Source organism: Mycetocola sp. TRD_SC_2 (genome assembly GCF_055361225.1).
Genome location: NZ_CM143954.1, coordinates 2,912,992 through 2,935,390 on the forward strand (window position 1 = coordinate 2,912,992; position 22,399 = coordinate 2,935,390).

Consider the following 22,399-nt stretch of genomic DNA (forward strand, 5'->3'; position numbering starts at 1 on the left):
CTCGTCAACGGCGATAGATCTCGTTTCCCCAGTCGGGGGTGGCGCGGCGGCGGCATAGTCCCTGAGCCCGACACTAAGCTGGCGACGTGTCCCGCTTTTCCCAGCTCATCAAGCACGTAGAGCGCCTGAATTCACAGCTCGCTTCCGATCTCGAACAGGCGTTCAACGAGGCCAATGGCCCGCGCCGCGTCGGTCTCTACTTCGAGCCGCACGCGCCTGAAATCGTTCAGATCTCGTCACGACCTGTTCGCAAAGGCGACAAGGTAAAGTTCATCCCCGAGCGCGGCACAGCCGTGGACGTCGATACCCGAACCTGGCGCGTAGCAACAATCAATAAGGCCGGAGGCACCCCCACGGCCCACCTGATTGAGCACGTTCCCGAGGGAGACGTCGGGCAGACCGAACCGGATACTGAGATCCGCGCGATCGAAGACCTAGTTGTCGTTGCCGAGTTTAGGGACCCCATTTATCCTGGCCTGGTCTCGACGGGCAAAATCGAACGCGGAAACGACAAGCCATTTCACACCCTCATCAATAGCGAGAACTTCCACGCCTTGCAGACATTGCTTTATACGCATGAGGGCAAGATCGACGCTATCTATATCGATCCGCCATACAACAGCGGTGCACGCGACTGGAAATACAACAACGACTATGTTGACGGCGAGGACATCTACCGCCATTCGAAGTGGCTGGCTTTCATGGAACGCCGGCTCGAGCTCTCAAAACGCCTGTTGAACCCGGACGGTTCAGTGCTCATCGTCACAATCGACGAAAAGGAGTACCTCCGGCTCGGGTTGCTTCTCGAACAGACTTTTCAGGACGCGACCATACAGATGGTGTCGAGCCAGATCAATCCGAAGGGCACCGGACGCTCAAATGAATTTAACCGCGTCGACGAGTACCTGTTCTTCGTTTGGCAAGGGGACGCGACGCTGGGGCGACTACCAGCGGACGTCGAGGGCGCGACTGCTGCCGAGGTGGAGCAAAAGCTTCCCTGGGACACGATGCGGCGCCGCAATCTTGCAAGCGTCCGTGGGCGGACTGGCCCTGGCGCCTGCGGGCCCAACCAGTTCTATGCCATCCATATCGACCAAACCACTGGCCGCATCGTTGGCAGGGGAGATCCCATCCCAACTTCAATGATGATCACCGACTACGTCCCGCCAGCCGGCACTATCGCAGTTTTTCCGGTGAGAGATGACGGAACCGAGATGAACTGGAGCCTCACAGACATCGCCTTCGATCAGCGATGGAGTAACGGCTACGTGCGTGCAGGCAAACCGACACCGGACCGGCCTCAGCCATACCTAATTCAGTACTTGACCAGTTCGACTATCAAGGCACTCGAGGGAAATGCAGAAGCGCTCGCAGAGCGGGCTCCAGACGGTTCGGTCAAAGGCACGATCCGCGTTTCAACCGCGAGGATCCCTCGCACGCAATGGTCCATGCAATCGCACAATTCTGAGCATTACGGAACCTCGCTCGTGAAGGCGCTGCTGGGCGGCCGATCCTTCCCGTTCCCGAAGTCGCTGTACGCGGTGGAAGACTCATTGAGGCTGTTCCTCGCGGGCAAGCCCGACGCCATCGTTCTTGACTTCTTCGCTGGTTCCGGGACAACCGCGCATGCCGTGATGCGGTTGAACAAGCAGGACGGCGGACGACGTCGTTCGATCTCGATTACCAACAATGAGGTCGCTGTCGACGAGCAAGTACGCCTCCGGACGGAGGGTTTACGCCCAGGGGACCCTGGTTGGGAACGCTTGGGCATTTGCGACTACATCACTAAGCCCCGCATCTCAGCCGCGATAACGGGTTCCACGCCAGCGGGTAACCCAGTCAAAGGCGAGTATCGTTTCACCGACGTTTTCCCGATGGCAGACGGTTTCGAGGAGAACGTCGAGTTCTTCACCCTCACGTACGAGACACCTCGCATGATCGCCCACAATCGGTCGTTCGAGGCGATCGCGCCGCTTTTATGGTTGCGTGCTGGCGCCGAAGGTACGCGGATCTGCGATGTGCCGGCTGCGGGATTTGCCGTCGTGGATACATATGGTGTGCTCTTTGAACTCGATCGGTCGCGCGCATTCATAGACGCGTTCAGGGCACAACAGACAGCTCGGATGGCGTTCATCGTGACAAATGACGACCGAGAGTTCCAACTCGTGTGTAGCGAATTACCCTCACACGCCGAGCCCGTCCGCCTCTATGAATCATATTTGACCAACTTCACAATCAACTCGGGGAGTGCTTCGTGAAATTCACGCTCAAGGACTACCAGGAGGACGCCGTCCGCGACGCTCTGGGCAATCTCTCTGATGCACGCGATTACTTCCATGGTGCTCGCTCCCGAACCTCAGCTTTTTCGCTGTCGGCCGTCACAGGTGCTGGCAAGACCGTTATGGCGGCGGCGATCATCGAAGCTTTGTTTCACGGAAACGAGGACCTCAATTTCGAGGCTGAACCGGGCGCGGTCGTCTTGTGGTTCACCGATGACCCATCGCTCAATGAACAGACTCGGTTTCGAATCCTTCAGGCGTCCGACGAAATTCCGTATTCGCGATTGAAAGTGATCGGCAGCAATTTCAGCGAGCCACGTCTTGAGGCGGGCAACGTGTATTTCCTCAATAGCCAAAAGTTGTCCGCCCGATCCTGGCTAGTACGTGGTGGCACTGAGACCAATTCTGAAGACATGCTCATCCCGCCGGACAACCAAGCCCAGACGTTCTGGGACATCCTGCGCAACACGATCGAGGATCCGAACCTCACCTTGTATGTGATCCTCGACGAGGCCCACCGCGGTATGCGCAAGCGAAGCAAGACTGAGCGCGTTGAGAAATCCACCATCGTTCGCCGACTCATCAACGGCGAGGCAGGAGCTCCTGCCGTGCCGATAGTGATGGGTATAAGCGCGACAGTCGACAGGTTCAACGCCGCCATGAACGAGTCAAGCGGTCGGACCATTCTCCCCGCCGTCGCAGTGGACGCGGCGCGGGTCCAAGAGTCCGGGCTCCTCAAAGACGATATCCGCCTTCATTTTCCGGCGGAGGCCGGCAGATTTGACACCGTGCTACTGCGGCGTGGAGTCAAGCAAATTCGCGAATCCGACCGCCTCTGGGCCGAATACGAGAAGAACCAGCACGCCGGTGGCAATCCGGTCGTGCCGTTACTCGTCGTGCAGGTTCCCAATACCCCGAGCGACGCCATGCTGGTCGAGGCTGTGCAGACCATTTTCGACGAGTGGCCGCAGATCACCGGCTCAAGTATCGCCCACGTCTTCGGCGATCACAGTGACCTAAACATTGGTGGGCACTTGATTAAGTATGTCAGCCCAGAGCACGTGCAAGAGCGGGTTGCTGTCCGCGTGCTGCTCGCGAAGGACGCGATTAGCACCGGCTGGGACTGTCCACGTGCGGAGGTTTTGGTCTCGTTCCGCCCTGCAAGCGATGACACCCACATCACGCAACTTCTCGGTCGGATGGTACGCACGCCCCTCGCTCGTCGTGTGCCCGGTAACGATCTCCTTAATTCGGTCGAGTGCATACTGCCATTCTTTGCGAAGGACACCGCCTCCCGCGTTGTGCGGCTACTCCTCGGGGGCTCCGACGGCGATGACGATTCTGGCGGGAGCGGTGGCTCTGGCGGCGGAGAAGGGCGCCGGGTACTCATCGGACCTATCGATATGCAACCCAATGAGAGGATCAGCGCCGAAGTTTGGGACACGTTCGATGAGCTTCCCTCCGAGACACTCCCACGCAGGGGAGCGCGGCCGGTATCCCGCCTGGCAGGCCTTGCGCAGGCGCTCGCGTTCGACGGCATCCTGCCCGGGGCAACACGGCTCGCTTACGACAAGCTTTTGGCGAAACTCGACGGCATTGCTGCTGAACACGAAAAGAACCTCCTCGCAGCTCGCGAAGCCATCAGTACCGTCAACGGCACAACTCTCGTAGCGTCCATCCGGACGGGGCGCATCGATGACGGAGATGGGTTCAGCGATGTCGCCGACGAGCGGGCAGTAGAGGCCGAGTACCGCGCGGCCGGACGTGTGCTGGGCAGAGAGCTCGCCGCTCGCTATGCGGAGCGCGTTGCTGACCGGATAAGTGACGAGGATGAAGCTTTCTACACCGCGCATCTCACTACGGCTGCGCTTGCCCGGATTCCCGGGGTGGCCGAGGAACTCGACCGAACCGCCACCGCGCTGGCTGAGGAGTGGCTTCGCGAATACCGCATACCGATCAAGGCCTTGGCAGACGAACGAAAGCCCATTTACTCGGACCTCACTTCGATGTCGGCCCTGCCGCAAACCATTCCGCTGGTGCGCCCGAAAGTGCGCACCGAGTCGACCGAGGACCTGGACGGCAATGCCGTTATTAGTCGCGAACATCACCTAATGAGCGACGTAGACGGGAAATTCCCGATCGGTGCACTTGGATCCTGGGAACGCGAAGTACTAGATCGAGAATTGCCCCACGCCCTCGCCTGGTACCGCAATCCGGCTCGCTCTGACGACGCGCTTGCCATCGCTTACACCGACGCGAAAGGCGCCTGGCGCAGGCTGTTCCCCGACTTGATTCTGTTTCAACAAGTCGCGAACATCATTCGTCCTTCAATAGTGGACCCGCACTGGCATGATCTACCCGATGCTCTCCCGAAACTCCGTGGGTTGGCTAGGTATGCTGCGGAGTACGGTGACGCATTCCATCGAATCGAAGCGGTCTCGAAAGTTGACAACAATCTCCGCGTGCTCGACATTACAGACGAGGGCGTTCGCGTGGCCATTGCGCAGGCCAGCTCCGCCGACGACCTCTACCGTGGAGACGCAGCGAGAGACTATTGAGCCGGATCGATTTGTCGGATGTAACCGTTTCGTGCTGCGGAGGTCGACTGGGTTTAGTGCCCGGACTTGAAATCCACCCACTCGGTCGCGAGGAGGTCCCCGGGACGACGCTCGAGCGGCGCGACTCGCAGTTGCTTGCGGTTTTGCTGAATCCGCCCAGCGCTTCAAGCGGGGCGCGATCACTAGGGGCCGTTCGCCGAGCAGCTCACGTTCTCGGTTACAAAACGGTTGCGGTCACGAACCTTTTCGCTGAGCCCACTCCCACCGTCGTCGAACTAAACCAGATAGCCATGATTCGAGAGGCTTGGCCCGAAGTGCAAGAGCAGCTTGGCAGGCAACTGCGAACCATGGATGGAGTGCTTGCAGCGTGGGGCATTTCGGGCACTTCGGGCCGAATGCAGAAGATTCGAGACGAGCGTGCGGCGTGGGTGTTGGCGGAGGCCGCCCGCTACGGCCACGAACTTATCTGGACGGTAGGAGGATCGCCGCGACATCCATCGCGATGGCACCAGTTCGTTGCTGACAAACATGGTCGCACCACCGGTGGCACTTTCGACGCGCGTTTGAAGCAGGTCCTCGTTGCAGCCCCCGCTGAAAGCATCGTGAAAGGACCTCCCTACCCCGAATGAAATCTCAGCAGACTCCCACGCATCGTCCCGGCAGGTCGCCGAGCGGGGAGAGTTGCCAGTCCCAGTCCGTTGGGTGTCAAAAACGTGCACTCTCGCTTTACGCTGCGTGTTGGGCGCACCGCTGCATTGGGCAAAGAAACAAGAACCCTTCGCTATCGAGCAAATGCACGGCGACCTGCTCTAGCTGGTATGGCAGACCTGACACAGCCTCTTTCACTTGCAGGATCGCACGCTCCATAGTCATCTGCTCGACTGCGCACTTTGCGACCATCTGCATTCTCACATCGAACGCGTATCGAAGCGCCAGCGCATTGGGAATACGTGCGCGACGTCGCCCGTTGGCGTGGATGATGCGTACGCATTGACTTTCGACTGAACGGATACGGCAATGGCTCAGCACCTCGAACTCGGACTCGACACCTTCGGCGACGTCACCGTCGACAACACCGGCGAACGCCAGAGCGACGCCCAGGTGATCCGCGACGTCATCGCCCAGGGCGTGCTCGCCGACTCGGTCGGCATCGACTTCATCGGCGTCGGCGAACACCACCGCGACGACTACGCCGTCTCCGCCCCCGACATGGTGCTCGCCGCGATCGCCGGCCAGACCGAACGCATCCGTCTCGGTTCCGCCGTCACCGTACTCTCCAGCGACGACCCGATCCGCGTCTTCGAACGCTTCTCGACACTGGATGCCGCCAGCAACGGCCGCGCAGAAGTCATCCTCGGTCGCGGATCGTTCACCGAGTCATTCCCGCTGTTCGGCTTCGACCTCGCCGACTACGAGACCCTGTTCAACGAGAAGCTCGACCTCTTCGTGCAGCTGCTCAAGGAAAAGCCGATCACCTGGTCCGGAAGCCACCGCGCACCGCTCACCAACCAGGACGTCTTCCCGAAGACCGAGTCCGGCCGGCTCACTACCTGGATCGGTGTTGGCGGATCACCGGAGTCTGTCGTGCGGTCGGTGCGAACCGGCATCCCGATGATGTTGGCGATCATCGGTGGCGACCCGGGCCGGTTCCTGCCGTACGTAGAACTGTATGGGCGGGCGTCGGAGCAGCTCGGACTTCCGCAGATGCCGCTCGGCGCCCACTCCCCCGGACACATCGCCGCCACCGACGCGGAGGCGCGCGAGCAGCTGTGGCCGCACTTCCGTGCGAACCGGAACCGGATCGGTGCCGAACGTGGCTGGCCGCCGGTAACCGAGACCGAGTACGTGAACGAGATCGAGCACGGCTCGCTCTACGCGGGGTCGCCGGAGACGGTGGCGCGGAAGATCGCGGCGACGGCGCAGACGCTGGGGCTGGACCGGTTCGACCTCAAGTACTCGAACGGGCCGATGCCGCACGATCAGCTGATGACGAGCATCGAGCTGTATGGCACGCAGGTGATTCCGATGGTGCGGGAGTTGCTCGCGTAGATCGGCAAGCTACCGGTCCCCCATTTCCGGGGACATTTGGTCCAAGTATATTTTAAGCCCATTTGACTGCAATAGCCTGACGCTAATCTCGAAAGGACCGGCCGCCATGGCACTTGCACTGAACGAGCTGCTTGCTTCGACCGCCGAACGCACGCGCATCAAATTCTCGAAGCAGCCCGAAGTCGAGCTCAAAGACAAATCGTTCGACGTGGAGAAGCTCCCCGTCGATGCGGCTCGATGGCACAGGCTCACGGACGTGGTAGCCGTCTTCTTCGATTTGAAATCGTCAACTGAACTTGAGCGAAAACGGTCACCAGCCAGTACGGCCAGCATCTACGACGCGGGCGTAGGTGGCGCGGTCAAAGTCCTTGAGCAGGTGGAAGCCAACTTTGTGGACATCCAGGGTGACGGCGGATTTGGGCTCTTTTGGGGCGACCTTCGGTATGAGAGGGCCATGTGTGCAGCAATCACGATCCACACCTTCTCCGCTGACTTCACCGCCCAGCTTGAGAGCAAGTGGCCCGATGCCCCGTCAACCGGATTTAAATTGGGAGTCGCTAGTGGTCCGATCCTTGCGAAACGCGTCGGACTGGCACGACACCTCGACCTCCAGGAGCCGGTCTGGGCGGGTCGCGCGGTCAACTATGCCGCCAAGGCGGCACAACAAACCGATCCCGAGCGCATCATGGTTACGGGTGCAGTGTGGGACGCGATAGAGGATAACGACTTTCTTACCTTTTCGTGTGGCTGCAAAGGCGGCGTCGCAAATGCAGGACACCCTTCGCTTTTGTGGACCGCAAAAACTCTCGAAAAGATTCCGGGGGAACAGAAGTTCGGCCAGTCGCTTGAAAGCAAGTGGTGTGACATCCATGGCGAGCAGTTCCTCAACGACATCCTCGCTGGAAGCAAGAACCGTGGCGACGTGGACGTATCCGAGCGAAGCCAGCGCAATCTTCTGGCTTCTGGCAGCTTGGCACAAATAGACGCGCGGAAGTCTCGGGACCGTGAGAGAAAGCAGTTGCGCGGGGAGACTGAGGGTTCGCTATGACGATCCGAGTCACATGGAGTGCGAAAGAGGCGAAGGATGACTCGGCTCACATCGAGCTAGCTACTGGCATCCTCAGTGAGGCGCGTGACGAACTTAGCCGCGCCGACAACAAGGCGGCCCTGCTTCTCGCTGCCGCGGGGGTGGTCGTCGGGTCTTTGCTGGCGGCGCTGATTGCGGGAGATTGGCTCCCTTCACAGCTCTGTTTGTGCGCTCAGTGGATCTGGTGGACCGGCGCCCTATCAGGCGTCGCAGGATTGGTAGCCCTCGCCTATGCGGTATATCCGCGAACGAAGTATCGACGACAACGCCAATCTGGAATTGTGGCCTATTTCGGTGACGTTGTTTCAACTTCACCTGCCGATCTAAAAGGAAAGCTCATTTCGACGGCCGACACACGTGACGGCCGGGTACTCGACCAGTTAATAGCGGTATCAAGCATCGTCGATCGAAAATATAGGGGCATCCAAGCCGGTCTTTGGCTTTTTGCAGCCTGCGGCGTGATGTGCACTCTCGCGATCTTGTTGAGCGCGACATTCGCCTAAACCATGCCAGCCGGGGCCGAGAAACGCGGGAGTGGATGCTGAGCAACGACGGGCTTGGTGCGCGTGATCCTGAGGATACGGCTCAACGGCTACCCGTATGGAACAAATATGTGTCGAGCCCTAGGCTTCTGCTGACTACGAACACCAAAGCCGGAGGCACCGTTGATTAGCTACCTACCAATATCGGATGGCTCCGATTCGACCCAGATCTCGCAGTGGAGCGTAGAGAAGCGCGATGATCGCGGTATCGAGCTAGGGAGCATGGCTATCCGCACATCGGGCGATTCGGTCTACATCGAGAACGTTGGCGTGCGAGAGGATTATCGACGGCAACACGTAGCCAGTGAACTGTTCGCTCGTGTCGTCGCCGAGAATCCCGAAGCGACGCGTTTTCATGGCATGGCTGAAACGCCCGAAGGGCGTGTATTTCTTGAATCTTTGGAGAAAAAGTACCCAAGCCTGTTCTCGTTCACCGCGACTCCTGAAGCGGAAGGACCCCCTGAGGAACTATCCGGGCTACATGCCCGTTGGGGACACGACGAGAGTTGAGCGTGCTTCGTTTCTCGCGTCGCGTTTTCGACCGAGGGTTAGCGCGGCGCAAGTAGAGATCTCTGGGGTTGGTCGAACGCCCGCATCGTTCGATTGGGCTGAGAACACCAAAATGATGGTCGCCCCAAACTGGTGCTGCCGAGCGGCCTTCGGCCCTGCCAGGGTGGAAGGTGTGAGTGGACCCCAGCAGTACCCCTACGGCCAACAGCAGGTCATCTACCAGTCCGTCGTCAAGCAGCCGTCGAACGGCATGGCGGTCACCGCCCTGGTGCTCGGCATCGTCGCGATCGTCTTCGGGATCTGGATTCCTATTCCGATTTTCGGGCTTTTCATGATGTTCGTCGCGTTCCTGCCGGCAGTGCTCGCGGTCGTGTTCGGGCACATCGGATTGGGCACGGCATCACGCAACGGTGTGGGCAAGGGCGGAGCGCTGACCGGACTCGTCCTCGGCTATCTCGTCATCGCCCTCTCGATCGTTACCACCGCTCTGTGGTTCGCCGCCGTAGCCGCGTCATCCAGCTCAACTACCGTCGTCGGCGCCTGACCCGCATGGCCAAGAAGACACGTGAGCGCGTCGCCGTCTACATCGATTTCGACAACATCGTCATCTCCCGCTATAACCAGCTGCACGGTGACGGACAGTTCACCAAGGACCGCGTCCGCACCTTCATCGCCAACCGGAGCGGTTCCGATCCGGCGGTCGCCGCCCGCATCCGCGAAGCCACCGTCGACGTCGCTGCCATCCTCGACTACGCCTCCTCGTTCGGAACCATCGTCGTCAGCCGCGCCTACGCCGACTGGTCCGCACCGTTCAACGCCAGCTACCAGAAGCAGCTCATCGGCCGCGCAGTAGACCTCACCCAGCTCTTTCCCACCGCCTACTCGCTGAAAAACGGTGCTGACATCCGGCTCGCCGTGGACGTCCTCGAAGACAGCTTCCGACTCAAAGGCCTCACCCACGTGATCATCGTCGCCGGCGACTCGGACTACATCCCCCTCGCCCAGCGCTGCAAACGCCTCGACCGTTACGTCGTGGGCATCGGCGTCTCCGGCGCGACAAGCACCGCCCTCGCAGCCGCCTGCGACGAGTACGCCGACTACGACGCCCTGCCCGGAGTCGAGATCATTCCGGTCCTCCTCCCCGCTGACCACGCGACCACGGCCTCCTCAGGAATGACGGACATTCCCGCCGCTCCCTTGCGAAAGCGCGTGGCGGAGTCCGACGCTTTGCCCGAGGCACCCGTTGACCCGCCGCGGAATCCGCAGAAGACGGCGACCGCGACGCTGAAGCGGGCGCTGGACCTGCTCGCGAAGAACGATCTGGAATGGCAGCACGCATCGGCCGTGAAGCAGCAGATGAAGCGGATCGACCCCTCGTTCCAGGAGCGGCCGCTGGGGCACGGTCAGTTCTCCGACTTCCTCAAGTCGCGCCAGACGATCATCGAGATCGATAAGACCAGCCCGCCGCTGCGCCTGAAGCTCAAGAGTTGACCTCAGCCATCCGCGGTCTGCAGTGGCGGCGCGCCCACCTCAGTATTGATCGCAGCATGAAGAAGTTTTTGATCGCGATTTCGGTTGTCCTCCTACTTAGTGGGTGTTCGACTTCCGGATCCAGAGATGTCAGTACGCCGGAAGGAGCTCCGGATCCAACGGCTTCCGTATCGGCTGAGCAGCCAAGCGCGCCCGAAGCAGCACCCGAAGCCGCGACACCAGAGTCCGTTGCGGAAAAGCTCGGTGTTGTCGATTACACGATGTCTTCTTCAGTTGCTCCCTTTGCTGCTCAATGGGGCGAAGGCACGTATGAGGGCTCCAGGATCCAGATCTACGCCTTCGCCAGCGAAGACGACTACATCAGTTTTCTTGAGCAGATCAAACAGTTCGGCATCGTCGAATCACAGCTCGTGCGCACAGAAATGATCGTTGTTGCGGTGGATGACCAGACAAAGACCGAGGGCATAAGAACAGCACTCGGCACTGAATAGCCGGGCTAACTGCGGCCCGCTGCTTGAAAGAGTGAACGGTTCGATACGCTCGTCCTGAACGACCGGTGTGACCCAAAAAGCCCGTGCTACGCTCCCACCCATGGCGCACAAGCACGCAACAGGGAACGCATACTGGGCGTCACAGATCGGTGTCAGTGCCCTGATCGCGATCGGCGCCTTCGCTCTCGCCACGTGGACTTTTCTCAGCGACGCCGAAGAAGAAAAAGGCCGCGGAGTGATGTACCTCTTTGTGTCCTTCGTGTTCTTGGGTTGCCTGATCTGGCTGATCCGGCAGTTCACAAAGTCGACCAAGAAACAACGCGCGATCTTCGCGTGGGCGATCATGCAGCACGAGGAAAAGGCCCGTCGAAGCGGCATTGTCAGTGACGCCCAACAGATGGCCGTCGCGGCACGCGCCCGGGATGGCAAGCTGACGCCGGAGGAGCTGCGCGAACTTCAAGCGATGCGACCACACATTCCCTATCCCGGCGACCCGGCGTCACTCACCGGCTCCTCGAGCCGACGCGGCTGAGCGAAGGGCTTCGGACAGAGGGTCTCGATACGCTCGTTCCTCGCTACTCGACCGACGGTTCACCGATACGCTCCACTGGGGGCAGCGACGATCGCGATTCCTCTCTATACCCGGGCCGCACCTCGCGTCCCCGACGAAAGGCACCGATGAACGCCACCACGCTCCAGTACCTTCCCCGTTTCTTCGTCAAGCAGCGATTCACCATGATGGTGAACCGGTACGAAGTTGTCGAGGCGAACCCCGATGGCACCGCTGGACGAGTCATCGCCATTGCCCAGCAGAAGCGCATGGCGATGAAGGAACAAGTGGCGTTCTTCGCCGACGAGGCTCGGACCCAGCCGCTCTTCAGCTTCAAGGCCCGCAACATCATGGACCTGGCGGCCACCTACGACGTCACCGCCGCAGACGGAACTGCGCTCGGCGCGTTCCAGAAGGACTTCAAAGCGAGCATGCTGCGCTCGAGCTTCCACCTCTACGGACCCAACCTCGAAGCCTTCGGCCAGGAACGCAATCAGGTGACCGCGATTGCGCGCCGGGTCCTCAACTTTCCGTTCTCGTTCCACTTCGACTTCACGGACAAAGCGACCGGCGCCGTCGTGATGTCGAGCGAACGCCAGTTCAGCCTGCGCGACCGCTACACCGTTGACGTGCCCGATCAGCGAGTGGACTACCGCCTCGCGGCATCCGTCGCTGTTGGCCTGGATGCGTTGATGCAGCGCTAAGGCGCTATCGGACGTCAGCTCCCGTCGACGAGACAGAACGGGTGACCGGCCGGATCAAGAAAGACGCGGAAGTCCTCCTCGCGGTAGCCGGCATCCGTCGCGCCCAGGCCGAGCACCTGTTGCTCGGCTACATCCATGTCGGCAACCGTGACGTCGATGTGCAGTTGCTGGGGCACGACCTGCCCCGGCCACTGGGGCGGGTTGTAGTCGTCGATCTGCTGGAACGAGACCCGCGGACCGCCCTCGGGTTTCTGCAGGGCGACCCAATCGTCGCGGTCGATGATGCGCTCCATTCCGAGGAGCTCTTCGTAGAACGAGGCGAGGGCTTTGGCGTCCGGGCAGTCGAGCACGACGCTGCGAAATTCTCCGATCATGACCGCGAGACTACGACGGAAAAGGACGGCAAGGGAAGAGTCGAGTCACTCCCAGTTGATGAGCTTAAGGAGGCGGGCCGCAATTTGCTCCGGCGTGCGACCGTTCGTGCTCACGCGGTGAACCTCGTCGGGCGCCTCGTTCTTCAGTCGCTTCGCCGCCGCGCTGCTTCGCTTCACGTGCTCGCGCAGCGACCGGCCACGCTCACGACTGCCCAACCGCTGCCGCACCTGCCGGTCGCGTGCCTCGAGAAGAACGCCGACGGCATCCACCTCGCCCCCGAGCGCCATGCTCAACCGCGACATCTGCAGCACGGACACCGTGTTCGTGTAGATCAGCCGGGAGTAGCCGAGCGCCCGGTAATTGCCCCACATAGCGGCGAGGTTGTTCTCGGCCAGTCGCGCATCCGGATGCTCCACCCACGGAGCGGGATGCGCCAGGTCGAGATTGTCACCCTCGATCAGCGCATGTTCGACATCGCTCTCCCGCAGCAGGTCATGTAGCGCGAGAGCAACGGTCGTCTTGCCGACGCCGGAGCGCCCGCCGATGAAGATGACCTGGGTTGGTGTCGTTTCGTGCGACGTTTCTGATGAGCGAAAGACCTCTCCCGTATTCGGCGCGTACGCGAACCAGCCGACACCTGACCCGTTCGGATCGTCCGTGATTCTCTGCAGGCGCACGTGCTCCTCGTGGGATGCTGCGGCGAGCGCCGTGAAGGCAGCCTCAGCATCCGGGTTGAACGATGGGGCATTCGAGACGCCCATGTTTGTCACGTCGTCCGGGTCGACCAGCGAGCGGTAATCGACCAGGAACTTCTCGCCGAGTTCGGAAGCGACGCGCTCGGCGAGTTCGTACCCATGCTTATCGAGCCGGCGAGCGGCCAGCTTCACTTGCCACCGGAACCTGTGGGTCAGCGCGTCGTAATAGGACTGTTCCCACTCCCGCAGAGCCTGCACGAGGCCCGGGCTCAGCTTCGCCACATCGTAGGCGACGGGGTCCGGGAACCACAGCACCGTGTCGGCGTAGTCGGGGAACATCCGCACGACGGTGGTGGCGTACTTATCGAGTGGCTCCATACTGCGACGATAGCGGGCTGGCTCCAGGGGGCGTTGGCGCAGAAGCCCCGCTCCCCCTTGACCGGGTCACACCTTCACTGGGACTGCCGACAGGCTCCCCTTCGGTGACACACTCGGCGCATGACTTTCAACGAGCCCGAGACGGGCCCGCAGCCGACCCCCACTTCACCTCAGCAGCCTGAGCCCTCCTACGCTCCGCAACAGGTGCCCGCAAACAGCCAGCCCGAGACATCCGTTTATGGACAGCAGCAGCCCCCGATGTATGGGCAGGAGCAGCCTCCCATTTATGGCCAGCCCCAGGCTCCCGTGTACGGCCAGCCGCAGGGTGCCGGTTACGGACAGCCGCAGGGTCCGCCGTTTAACCAACCGCAAGTCCCGGTCTACGGACAGCCCAGGGCCCGAATTACGGCCAGCAGGGACCGCCGCCGAAGCAGGGCCGGAACGTCGTCGCTCTCGTCGCTCTGATCGTCGCCATTCTCGGCTTCATCTTCGCGTGCATGCCGGGGGCGCTCATCGTGGGCTGGGTGCTTCTCCCGATCGCGTTCGTCCTCTCCCTCGTATCGCTGTTCCTCAAGGGCAAGGGAAAGGGTCTCGGCATCGCCGGACTCATCATCTCGATCGTGGGCACCATCGTTGGTGTCATCGTCTTCTTCGCTGTCGTTGCGACCTCCTTCGATGAAGCGTTCAGCAGCGGTGGCACTTCCGCCGTCGAGCCTGCGGAAGCGGACGAAGAAGCCGCCGAGGAATCGGCCGATGAAGCACCGGCAGAGGATTCAGGCGCCGCTGACGGCTCACGGGACAACCCGGTCGACATCGGCTCCACGATCAAGAACGACGACTGGACCGTCGTCATCAACTCGTACACCGCAGACGGCAGCTCGATCGTCACCGCCAACGAGTTCAACGACGCAGCCCCCGCCGGGTCGCACTACGAGATCGTCAACTACACGATCACCTACACCGGCGAGGACTCGTCCTACGCCCTCGAGGTCGGCTTGGACATGGTGACCAGCGGCGGCAACGTCGTCAACAGCTACGACAACCTGGTCATCCTCGACGACAGCATGGGAATCGACGAGCTCTTCAACGGGGCATCCGTCACCGGATCCGCTGCCTACCTCGTGCCCGACGGCGAGACCGTCCTGCTTCGCGTGCGCCCCGGCATGTTCGCTGACGAACTCTTCGTCAAGCCGTAGGTCGAAGACCTGTTGCGGCCCTCGGTCAGCCGACCGAGGGCCGCAGGACCTCACCGCTACGCTCGAGGGCATGACAAGGATCGAGCAGTGGATCGAGCATCGGCGCGGCAGTGACCGTGAGCTCCTGGGATGGATGACGCCCACCGGTGACGGCTTCGTTGTCGTCGACCTGCTCGGTCGTGCCCGCACCGGCGAGCTGGACTGGCACAGCGCTGAAGAAACCCTCAACGCCATCGGGCTGAGCTTTCTCGCCGACCCCTACGAGCTTCGCCTCCCCGACGGGCGATGGATCGGCGTGCGCATCGCGGAACTCTCGCCGAGTGGCATCCGCGTGACACGCGACGATTGGGGAGCGCACGACGTGGCCGAGCGGGAGTTTCTGCTGCCGTTCCCGATGCCGGAAGAGCTGCGTCCGAGGATCACACAGCCGGAGTGATCAGCGGTGTCGGCCGAGGCTACCGAAAGACTTCGCGCGCCCAGACCGGCCAGGTGTCAGCTTCGGCGTCGAGGTCGAGGTCGATCCCACGCAACCGGATGAGACAGATCTCACTCGCCGAGCGCGTCACAGCCCAGAGGCTGTGCGACCGGCCACGGGCGTGCTCAGGAATCCACTCCACCACCTCGTCCAGATCGGCGCCGGAGAGTTCCCACTCTTCCTTCGCTCCGCCACCTTCGGCCCAGAAGTAGACCCGGTAAGCCGGGTCGTCGATCTGCATGGTCTGGTCGCGGGGGTCGATCAGTTCGGCGCGCATACGCTCAAGATAGCTGCCGCCGGAGCCCGGCGGCGCCGCTAACGCCGGGGCTGCCCGGGCGGGTTCGCCGGGTTGCCGTGCGCCGGCGGGTTGACCGGCGGAGCATCCGTCTTGGGTCCTGGCGCGGGCACGTCGCTGCCCGTGCGCACCTCGGGCATCGAATCCGGGATGCTTCCGCTCGGCTCAGCCCCATTCTTCAGCGCCTCGAGGCGGTGCGTCAGCACCTGCACCACCGGGAGCCGGTTCGCATGGGCCTGCTCGTACTCGAGCAGCGTGGTGACGCCGGCTTCGTCGAGAGGTGCGATGCGCTGCGGAAGTGTCCCGAGCGGAATGTGGTCGAACTCCGGAAGCGGCAAGTCACTGTGTTCGATCGAGTCGTTCATGTGTTTCCTCCTCGTCGTATTTCCCTGCGATCCATCCAAGGCGGGGAGCGAGTGAGTCGCAAGGCGTTGACAGGGTGACCGACAGGTTCGACGCGACCCCCGGCATCCGGCTGGGGAGCGCTCCCCCGCACCTTCGGCGCCGATTTCGGGCAGACTCGAAGCATGACGAACCCACCGCAGAGCCCCTATGGACCGTCGGACCCCTCGCAGCAGCCCGCGTATGGGCAGCCGCCGATGTTCCATCCGCCGCAGGTGCCGTACGGGTACACGGTGGTCGGGCCGAAGCAGCCACAGCGCAGCAACGGGCCCGGGCTTGCCGCCCTCATCATCGGTATCGTCTCGGTGGTTCTCGCGTTCATCCCTCTCGTCAACATCTTCGCGTTCTTCACCGGAACCGCCGGCATCATCGTCGGAATCATCGGACTCGTGCTCGCCGACCGGCCGCGCAAGCAGGCGGCGTGGGGAACGGCGCTGTCCGCGGCATCCATGGTGCTCGCGTTCCTCATGTTCTTCGTCTACACGTTCGGGTTCATCTTCGCCGTGGGCGGCGCGATCGAGCAGTCGACGCGCGACCTGCCGACGTACACCGCGACCCCCGTTCCCTCTCCGACGCCGTCGCCCCTCGCACCGGTCATGGATCCACTCCCCCTCGGTACCGTCGTTGAACTCAACGACGCCGACGGAGCGGGCATCTTCGAGGCGGCCGTGACGGCATCCGTTCTCGATGCGGACGACGTGGTACTCGCAATCGACGGCAACACCACAGCGCCGGCGGGCATGCAGTGGGCGATGGCCACCGTCGAACTCACGACGCTCGCGGCGTCGAACCTGCCGCCCGACTCGATCGAGGTCGAATACGTCGCCGCCGACGGCACGGTTCACACGGTCTCGAACGCCATGGCAACGCCCCCGCCCGCAGACCTCGCCGACATCCAGTACACGCTCGGCATCGGCGAGAGCGGCGTGGGCAACGTGGTCATCGCGATTCCCACGGCGGATGCCACGGGCGGCCTCTGGTCTCTCCGATACGGCAGCGAGTCCAGCGGCGCGGTCACGCACTACTTCGAGACCGCGTAGCGCCGATAGCGATGATCCCGCACAGGGGTCAAGGGGTGGCCACAGGTTCGCCGCGGGTGTCAGGGTGGGCCCATGTCGATGTCAGAACCCTTTCTCCCAAAAGTAGGCGAGCCCGACGACGCCCCCGCGGCGGCCGAACCCGGACCCGGAGCTCCCGGTACGCCGCTGACCGAGGAACCCGATGTTCTTCCCGGCGCTGCTGACCCGTCCGAGGATTCCGGGGCGGATGGTGTCGCTTCAGAGGACCCACCATTCCGGACGCCGGATCCGTCCGAGCGTTTGACGGCTCGCGACCTCGAAGACCGCCGGTAGTTCCGCGGCTCGCGACCTCGAAGACCGCCGGTAGTTCCGCGGCTCGCTCGGAGCGAAGCGAAGCCGCGGCGCCACGCAAACCCTCCGCTTCGTCGCTGGCGCTCCTCCAGCGAGCGGAGTTGCACTCACATCGTCAGCAGGATCTTGCCTGTGTGCTCCCCCGAGTCGAAGTGCTCGTGGGCGACTGCAGCCTGGTCGAGCGGGTAGCGGGCTTCGACGGCGGCGCGCACGGTTCCCGACGCGAGGAGCGGCCAGACGTGCGCCGCGACATCCGCAACGATGCGCGACTTATCCTCGACCGGACGCGCCCGGAGGGTTGTGCCGTGCACGCTCGCGCGGCGTGACATCAGCAGGCCGAGGTCGAGCTCGGCCTTCGCGCCGCCCTGAAGGCCGATGACGACGAGCCGACCGCCGGGCGCCAGGGCGTGGAGGTTGCGGTCGAGGTACTTCGCGCCGACGACGTCGAGGATCACATCCGCTCCGTGCCCGTCGGAGTGGCCGAGCATCTCTTCGACGAAGTCCTCGTCGCGGTAGTTGATGCCGGCTTCGGCGCCGAAGCTGTAGCAGTACGCGAGCTTTGCTTCGCTGCCAGCGGTCACGACCGGGTGTGCGCCGTGGGCCGCGACGAGCTGGGTCGCCATGGTGCCGATGCCGCCGGCGCCTCCGTGGATGAGGACCCAGTCGCCCTTCTCGACGCGGACGTTCATGAACAGGTTCGACCAGACCGTGCAGACAACCTCGGGCAGCGCGGCGGCATCGATCAGGCCGATGCCTGTGGGGGTCGGGAGAACCTGTCCGGCGGGCACGGCAACGTATTCGGCGTAGCCACCGCCGGCCAGCAGCGCGCACACCTCAGCGCCAAGCTCGAAACTGTCCACGCCGTCGCCGATGGCAGTGATCGTTCCACTGATCTCGAGGCCCGGAATATCGGATGCCCCTGGCGGCGGCGGGTACACACCCTTCCGTTGCTGCACGTCGGCCCGGTTCAGCCCGGCCGCGGCAACGCGCACGAGCACTTCGCCGGGCTTCAGTTCCGGCCGAGGCCGTTCGACGATGCCGAGAACGTCGGGGCCGCCCGCGCCCTGGTACTCGACTGCCCGCATGGTGCTCGTCATGTGCTCCCCCGTCGTTGATGGCGTGCGTCCCATCGTTTCACGGTCGGTTGGGCGAGTCGACGGTCTCGGCGTGACCTCACGGCAGAGTCGCGGCGCACGGTATCGGCGGGGCGCTGTGCGTTCGGGAGGAAAATCGCGGGGTTCATGCCCTATACGCGGACTACCCCCCTGTTTTTCCTCCCGAATCACGCGGGTGACAGCCCGCTACTCCGCGAACACACCCGTGAACGGGATCGGCTGGATCACGTCGACGAGCACCCCGCCCGGCGCGACCACGATGAAGTGCCGCTGGCCGAACTCCTCTGAGCGAATGTCCAGCGCGAGCTCAGTGTCGTCGCGCTCCGTCAGCCGCGCGTACTCAGCGTCGGCATCCTCGACCTCAACGTTGAGAAGCACTCCGGCGGCAGGGGTGCGGTAGCCGTCGGGGATCGTCTCGTGGGCGGCATCCAGAATCGCCAGCTCCCAGGCATCCCGTCGCAGCGAGACGTACCAGTCGCTCTCGAAGACCGCCTCGAATCCGAAGGCTTCAATGAAATACCGGGAGCTCGCCGCAACATCCGTAGCCATCAGGACCGGGTAGATAGACGTGATCATGACTCCTCCAAATAGATACAGTGAGTATGTATGAGCGAGGCTAGTATAAATACACCTTGTATGTAAAGGGGAATCGCGTGCCGAGATCAAGCAGGGAACAGACCGCAGAGACCGAGCGCCGGTTGCGCGAGGTAGCGCGGGCGCTCTTCGCCGAGCACGGGTTCGCCGCGATCAGCGTCGAGCAGGTTGCGGAGTCCGCCGGGGTGACCCGAGGCGCCGTCTACCACCACTTCGCCGGAAAAAAAGGGCTGTTCGCAGCCGTTCTCGCCGACGCCCAGGCGAGCATCGCGTCGGCGGTGGCGGATGCCGCACCCGGTGACGGCTGGACGGCAATCGAGAGCGGAAGCATCGCGTTCCTCCGGGCGGCGGTCGACCCGAGCATCCGCAGAATCGTGTTGATCGACGGCCCGGCCGTCGTCGGCTGGGACGAGTGGCGTCGAACGGATGCCGAACACTCGGCCCAACTGCTGACGGAGGGTCTCACCGCGCTCGACGATCTCGACGCCGACCCGGCCGCCGCATCGGCACTGCTGAGCGGCGCGATGAACGAAGCTGCCCTCTGGATTGCCGCCGGCGGCGACGCCCGTGAGGCAGAGGCCGCGCTCCTGCGGATGATCCGCTCTCTGCGCCGCGCCTGACGGCTGGCTCCCGCGGGAGCGCCGTCAGGGCAATACTGCCGATGCAAGATCCGCAGTCGGCTCAACACGGTCTCGGAGCATCGCCACGTCCCGGCTCGGCGGTGAACCGAACTGGCGTCGATACTCCCGGCTGAACTGGGACGGGCTCTCATAGCCCACGGCGTAGGCGGTGCCCGCAACATCGCCCGGATGCGCAAGGAGACGAAGGCGTGCTTCCTGCAGGCGGATGCTCTTCTGGTACTGAATCGGGCTCATCGCCGTGACGGCGTGGAAGGCCCGGTGAAACGCAGACGGGCTCATGCGCGCCAGTCCGGCGAGTTCATCGACCCGGAGCGGCTCAGCGTAGCGGTCACGTATGGACCGCACCACATGCCGCACCCGACTGAGGCTGCTGTCAGCGAGACCGAGTTGCCGGACCGTCGCGCCCTGGTCCCCAGACATGATCAACCACAAAATCTCCCGTTCGATGAGCGGAGCAAGCACCGGGATGTCGCGCGGCGAGTCGAGCAGCCTCAGCATGCGTACCGTCGCGTCGAGCAGCCGCTCAGTGACTTCTCCGACGACAACAGCGGGAGGTGCAGCGCGCGTGGGGCGCTGGAAATCGGCCGCCGCCGCGCTGAGCATCAGTTCGGCCACCACCTCAGCGCGCAGTTCGAGCCCGAAGCCGAGCGCCGGCCGCTCCGGCGTCGCATCGGCGAACTGCCCGGTAACGGGAAGATCGACGGATGCCACGAGGTATTGCCCAGGGCCGTAGTCGTGCACAGTTCCGCCGACTGAGATCCTCTTTGAACCTTGCGCCACCACCGCCAGGATCGTGCCGGTCGTCGTCTCATCCGGCGATCCACCCTCGTCCATCCGCGCGACGGCCACACCGGGAATCGCGGTCGCGGTGATGCCCGGACCGGCATGGCGGGCAACTAAGCCCTGGAACTCTGCGAACGACATGCTCCGATTCAAGCACCGGCCCAGAGGCCACGCCACCGAATCCTCGCAACCCGAGCAGGATCAGGCAAGGAGTCGCTGGATTTGCCCTAACAAGTCGGATGACACTGGCGGTTGTCTGGACTTATGAACACACAAACAGGCACGTCAGAATTCACCACTCGGGTCGTCGTGATCACCGGCGGAAGCGCCGGTATCGGTCAAAGCGCGGCCATCGAGATCGCCGCCCGTGGCATGGGGGTCATCCTCACCTATCGTTCTCGCCCCGAGGAAGCAGCCGAGACCGTCTCGGCGATCCGCGCCTCCGGCGGCCAGGCCGAAGCACTCCCCCTCGACGTGGGACGAACCGACACATTCCCCGCCTTTCGAGGCGAGGTCAACCGACTCCTTGAAGAGACATGGCAAACGGACTCGATCCACGCTCTCATCAACAACGCCGGTGTCGGCGGTGGTCTCGCCTTCGAGGACATGACGGAGGAAGCCTTCGACCGGTACTACCGGATCCTCTTTCGCGGCCCGTACTTTCTTACTCAGTCTCTCTTGCCGCTCCTCTCCAGCGGCGGGGCTATCGTCAACACCTCAAGCAGTTCTGTGCGCCCGGGAGATACCGAGCCGGGATACTCCGGTTATGCCGGCATGAAGGGCGGGCTCGTCACCGCAACTCGATATCTGGCGAAGGAACTCGCCACCCGTGGCATCCGTGTGAATTCGATCGCTCCCGGGCCGACCCGCACGCGACTCGGTGACGACGCGTTCGAACGCTTCCCCGAAGTGATCGAGCCTCTTGCGGCGAAGACAGCGCTTGGTCGAATCGGTGAGCCCGATGACATCGGCAAGGTCATTGCATTTCTGGTGTCAGATGATGCCGGCTGGATCACCGGCCAGGACCTCCAGGTGACGGGCGGGTACGCGCTGTGAACGCCGCATCGGGCGGAATCCTGTCCGGTCGGGTCGCCGTCGTTTTCGGCGCCACCGGCTGGATGGGTCGCGCGATCTCGAGCACGCTGGTCGACTCCGGCGCAAAAGTCGCGCTCATCGGCCGGGACGCCGATCGGCTCGATGCCTTGTCCAGGAATCTGGGCGGAGGCGACCGCGTACTGACGGTGGTGGCGGATGTCACATCCCAGCTTGACGTCGACGACGCGCGCGCCGCCACTCTCGCGCGGTTTGGCCAGATCGACCTTGTCGTTGTGTCATCAGGGGTCATCAGCGGGTCAGCGTTCGAGGATGGGGTACCGGCGGACTGGGGCGAGATGATCGACGTCAACCTCCGCGGGCTTTTACATGCGACCCAGACGTTCGCCGCGCCCCTCCTGGACGCCGCAGACAACGCAACGCCCGCCGACCTCGTGCTCATCGGCGCCGTCAGCACAGACATTCGATCGCCCCGATTCGCTGTCTTCAACGCCGTCTCTGCCGCGATCAAGCAACTGGCTCGAGCGCTGCGGAGCGAATACGGTCCGCGTGGTATCCGCGTACACATCATCGAGCCTGGCTTCGCCACCTCACATGAACCGGGTCCGCGCAACCCCACCGCTGCGGAGCACGATCCCCGCCCTGCCCGGGCCGACTCCCCGGTCACTCCCGAAGCCATCGCCTCTGTCGTCGCCCTCACTGCAGCGCTCCCCCGGGGCGCCAACCTCGCCGAAGTTCTCCTCCTTCCGACCGAAAACGCGTGAAC

26 protein-coding genes are annotated in these 22,399 nt (G+C 63.0%); 19 read left to right on the top strand and 7 right to left on the bottom strand.

Annotated features, from left to right (window positions below; genetic code table 11):
- Nucleotides 1-86 precede the first annotated feature (86 nt).
- From ACWA1Q_RS13980 to ACWA1Q_RS14035, 12 genes are all read left to right on the top strand, one after another.
- A complete protein-coding gene (locus ACWA1Q_RS13980) occupies nucleotides 87-2,258 on the top strand; it encodes a DNA methyltransferase (protein WP_463758212.1) in 2,172 nt (723 codons plus the stop codon).
- Entirely contained in the window at nucleotides 2,255-4,837 is a 2,583-nt protein-coding gene (locus ACWA1Q_RS13985; RefSeq protein ID WP_463758213.1) for a DEAD/DEAH box helicase, read from the top strand. Before ACWA1Q_RS13980 ends, ACWA1Q_RS13985 begins: the two co-directional genes overlap by 4 nt.
- Nucleotides 4,838-4,893: 56 nt before the next feature.
- Nucleotides 4,894-5,466 carry a DUF1643 domain-containing protein gene (locus ACWA1Q_RS13990; protein ID WP_463758215.1) on the top strand — a complete coding sequence of 191 codons (573 nt, stop codon included), beginning with the start codon at nucleotides 4,894-4,896 and terminating at the stop codon, nucleotides 5,464-5,466.
- Between the two features lie 388 nt (nucleotides 5,467-5,854).
- A complete protein-coding gene (locus tag ACWA1Q_RS13995) occupies nucleotides 5,855-6,886 on the top strand; it encodes an LLM class flavin-dependent oxidoreductase (protein ID WP_463758217.1) in 1,032 nt (343 codons plus the stop codon).
- Nucleotides 6,887-6,992: 106 nt separating this feature from the next.
- Complete coding sequence (locus tag ACWA1Q_RS14000) at nucleotides 6,993-7,934, top strand: adenylate/guanylate cyclase domain-containing protein (RefSeq protein ID WP_463758219.1); 942 nt, start codon at nucleotides 6,993-6,995, stop codon at nucleotides 7,932-7,934.
- Nucleotides 7,931-8,476, top strand: coding sequence for a Pycsar system effector family protein (locus ACWA1Q_RS14005; RefSeq protein ID WP_463758220.1), 546 nt, complete (start codon nucleotides 7,931-7,933; stop codon nucleotides 8,474-8,476). Before ACWA1Q_RS14000 ends, ACWA1Q_RS14005 begins: the two co-directional genes overlap by 4 nt.
- Nucleotides 8,477-8,737: 261 nt before the next feature.
- Nucleotides 8,738-9,025 (top strand): GNAT family N-acetyltransferase, encoded by a 288-nt coding sequence (locus tag ACWA1Q_RS14010; protein WP_463758222.1) that lies wholly within the window; start codon nucleotides 8,738-8,740, stop codon nucleotides 9,023-9,025.
- Nucleotides 9,026-9,197: 172 nt separating this feature from the next.
- Nucleotides 9,198-9,569, top strand: coding sequence for a hypothetical protein (locus ACWA1Q_RS14015; protein ID WP_463758224.1), 372 nt, complete (start codon nucleotides 9,198-9,200; stop codon nucleotides 9,567-9,569).
- A gap of 5 nt (nucleotides 9,570-9,574) precedes the next feature.
- Nucleotides 9,575-10,516, top strand: coding sequence for an NYN domain-containing protein (locus tag ACWA1Q_RS14020; RefSeq protein WP_463758226.1), 942 nt, complete (start codon nucleotides 9,575-9,577; stop codon nucleotides 10,514-10,516).
- On the top strand, nucleotides 10,513-11,007 hold the full coding sequence (locus ACWA1Q_RS14025; protein WP_463758228.1) for a lipoprotein: 495 nt from the start codon (nucleotides 10,513-10,515) through the stop codon (nucleotides 11,005-11,007). The genes ACWA1Q_RS14020 and ACWA1Q_RS14025 overlap by 4 nt, the downstream gene beginning before the upstream one ends.
- A 100-nt stretch (nucleotides 11,008-11,107) precedes the next feature.
- Entirely contained in the window at nucleotides 11,108-11,539 is a 432-nt protein-coding gene (locus ACWA1Q_RS14030) for a hypothetical protein (RefSeq protein ID WP_463758229.1), read from the top strand.
- Between the two features lie 146 nt (nucleotides 11,540-11,685).
- A complete protein-coding gene (locus tag ACWA1Q_RS14035; RefSeq protein ID WP_463758231.1) occupies nucleotides 11,686-12,261 on the top strand; it encodes an LURP-one-related family protein in 576 nt (191 codons plus the stop codon).
- 14 nt (nucleotides 12,262-12,275) lie between these two features.
- Here ACWA1Q_RS14035 and ACWA1Q_RS14040 read toward each other — a convergent pair whose 3' ends face one another.
- Nucleotides 12,276-12,635, bottom strand: a complete 360-nt coding sequence (locus ACWA1Q_RS14040) for a VOC family protein (RefSeq protein WP_463758233.1) — start codon at nucleotides 12,633-12,635, stop codon at nucleotides 12,276-12,278.
- A 45-nt stretch (nucleotides 12,636-12,680) separates the two neighbouring features.
- Nucleotides 12,681-13,709: an adenylyl-sulfate kinase gene (locus ACWA1Q_RS14045; RefSeq protein ID WP_463758234.1), complete on the bottom strand. Its 1,029-nt coding sequence runs from the start codon at nucleotides 13,707-13,709 to the stop codon at nucleotides 12,681-12,683.
- A gap of 497 nt (nucleotides 13,710-14,206) precedes the next feature.
- On the opposite strand from ACWA1Q_RS14045, the gene ACWA1Q_RS14050 reads away from it, so the two are divergent.
- The gene (locus ACWA1Q_RS14050) at nucleotides 14,207-14,905 is read left to right on the top strand and encodes a hypothetical protein (protein ID WP_463758236.1); all 699 of its coding nucleotides are present in this window, start codon (nucleotides 14,207-14,209) and stop codon (nucleotides 14,903-14,905) included.
- A 70-nt stretch (nucleotides 14,906-14,975) separates the two neighbouring features.
- Nucleotides 14,976-15,341, top strand: a complete 366-nt coding sequence (locus ACWA1Q_RS14055) for a hypothetical protein (RefSeq protein WP_463758237.1) — start codon at nucleotides 14,976-14,978, stop codon at nucleotides 15,339-15,341.
- Nucleotides 15,342-15,360: 19 nt separating this feature from the next.
- On the opposite strand, the gene ACWA1Q_RS14060 is transcribed toward ACWA1Q_RS14055, so the two are convergent.
- Nucleotides 15,361-15,657, bottom strand: coding sequence for a hypothetical protein (locus tag ACWA1Q_RS14060; protein WP_463758239.1), 297 nt, complete (start codon nucleotides 15,655-15,657; stop codon nucleotides 15,361-15,363).
- Between the two features lie 38 nt (nucleotides 15,658-15,695).
- Complete coding sequence (locus ACWA1Q_RS14065; RefSeq protein ID WP_463758240.1) at nucleotides 15,696-16,040, bottom strand: DUF8129 domain-containing protein; 345 nt, start codon at nucleotides 16,038-16,040, stop codon at nucleotides 15,696-15,698.
- Nucleotides 16,041-16,202: 162 nt separating this feature from the next.
- On the opposite strand from ACWA1Q_RS14065, the gene ACWA1Q_RS14070 reads away from it, so the two are divergent.
- Both ACWA1Q_RS14070 and ACWA1Q_RS14075 read left to right on the top strand, forming a co-directional pair.
- On the top strand, nucleotides 16,203-17,117 hold the full coding sequence (locus ACWA1Q_RS14070; protein ID WP_463758242.1) for a hypothetical protein: 915 nt from the start codon (nucleotides 16,203-16,205) through the stop codon (nucleotides 17,115-17,117).
- Nucleotides 17,118-17,189: 72 nt separating this feature from the next.
- Nucleotides 17,190-17,429, top strand: a complete 240-nt coding sequence (locus ACWA1Q_RS14075; RefSeq protein ID WP_463758244.1) for a hypothetical protein — start codon at nucleotides 17,190-17,192, stop codon at nucleotides 17,427-17,429.
- 125 nt (nucleotides 17,430-17,554) lie between these two features.
- Here the strand turns inward: ACWA1Q_RS14075 and ACWA1Q_RS14080 are convergent, their stop codons facing one another.
- Nucleotides 17,555-18,532, bottom strand: coding sequence for an NAD(P)H-quinone oxidoreductase (locus ACWA1Q_RS14080; protein ID WP_463760874.1), 978 nt, complete (start codon nucleotides 18,530-18,532; stop codon nucleotides 17,555-17,557).
- Nucleotides 18,533-18,748: 216 nt separating this feature from the next.
- The gene (locus ACWA1Q_RS14085) at nucleotides 18,749-19,138 is read right to left on the bottom strand and encodes a VOC family protein (protein WP_463758246.1); all 390 of its coding nucleotides are present in this window, start codon (nucleotides 19,136-19,138) and stop codon (nucleotides 18,749-18,751) included.
- Between the two features lie 77 nt (nucleotides 19,139-19,215).
- On the opposite strand from ACWA1Q_RS14085, the gene ACWA1Q_RS14090 reads away from it, so the two are divergent.
- Nucleotides 19,216-19,776 (top strand): TetR family transcriptional regulator, encoded by a 561-nt coding sequence (locus ACWA1Q_RS14090; protein WP_463758248.1) that lies wholly within the window; start codon nucleotides 19,216-19,218, stop codon nucleotides 19,774-19,776.
- Between the two features lie 24 nt (nucleotides 19,777-19,800).
- On the opposite strand, the gene ACWA1Q_RS14095 is transcribed toward ACWA1Q_RS14090, so the two are convergent.
- The gene (locus ACWA1Q_RS14095; protein WP_463758250.1) at nucleotides 19,801-20,721 is read right to left on the bottom strand and encodes an AraC family transcriptional regulator; all 921 of its coding nucleotides are present in this window, start codon (nucleotides 20,719-20,721) and stop codon (nucleotides 19,801-19,803) included.
- 123 nt (nucleotides 20,722-20,844) lie between these two features.
- Between ACWA1Q_RS14095 and ACWA1Q_RS14100 the strand changes: the two genes are divergently transcribed.
- Together ACWA1Q_RS14100 and ACWA1Q_RS14105 are read left to right on the top strand one after the other, a co-directional pair.
- Nucleotides 20,845-21,636, top strand: a complete 792-nt coding sequence (locus tag ACWA1Q_RS14100; protein ID WP_463758251.1) for an SDR family NAD(P)-dependent oxidoreductase — start codon at nucleotides 20,845-20,847, stop codon at nucleotides 21,634-21,636.
- Complete coding sequence (locus ACWA1Q_RS14105) at nucleotides 21,633-22,397, top strand: SDR family oxidoreductase (RefSeq protein WP_463758253.1); 765 nt, start codon at nucleotides 21,633-21,635, stop codon at nucleotides 22,395-22,397. Before ACWA1Q_RS14100 ends, ACWA1Q_RS14105 begins: the two co-directional genes overlap by 4 nt.
- The last annotated feature ends 2 nt before the right edge of the window (nucleotides 22,398-22,399 follow it).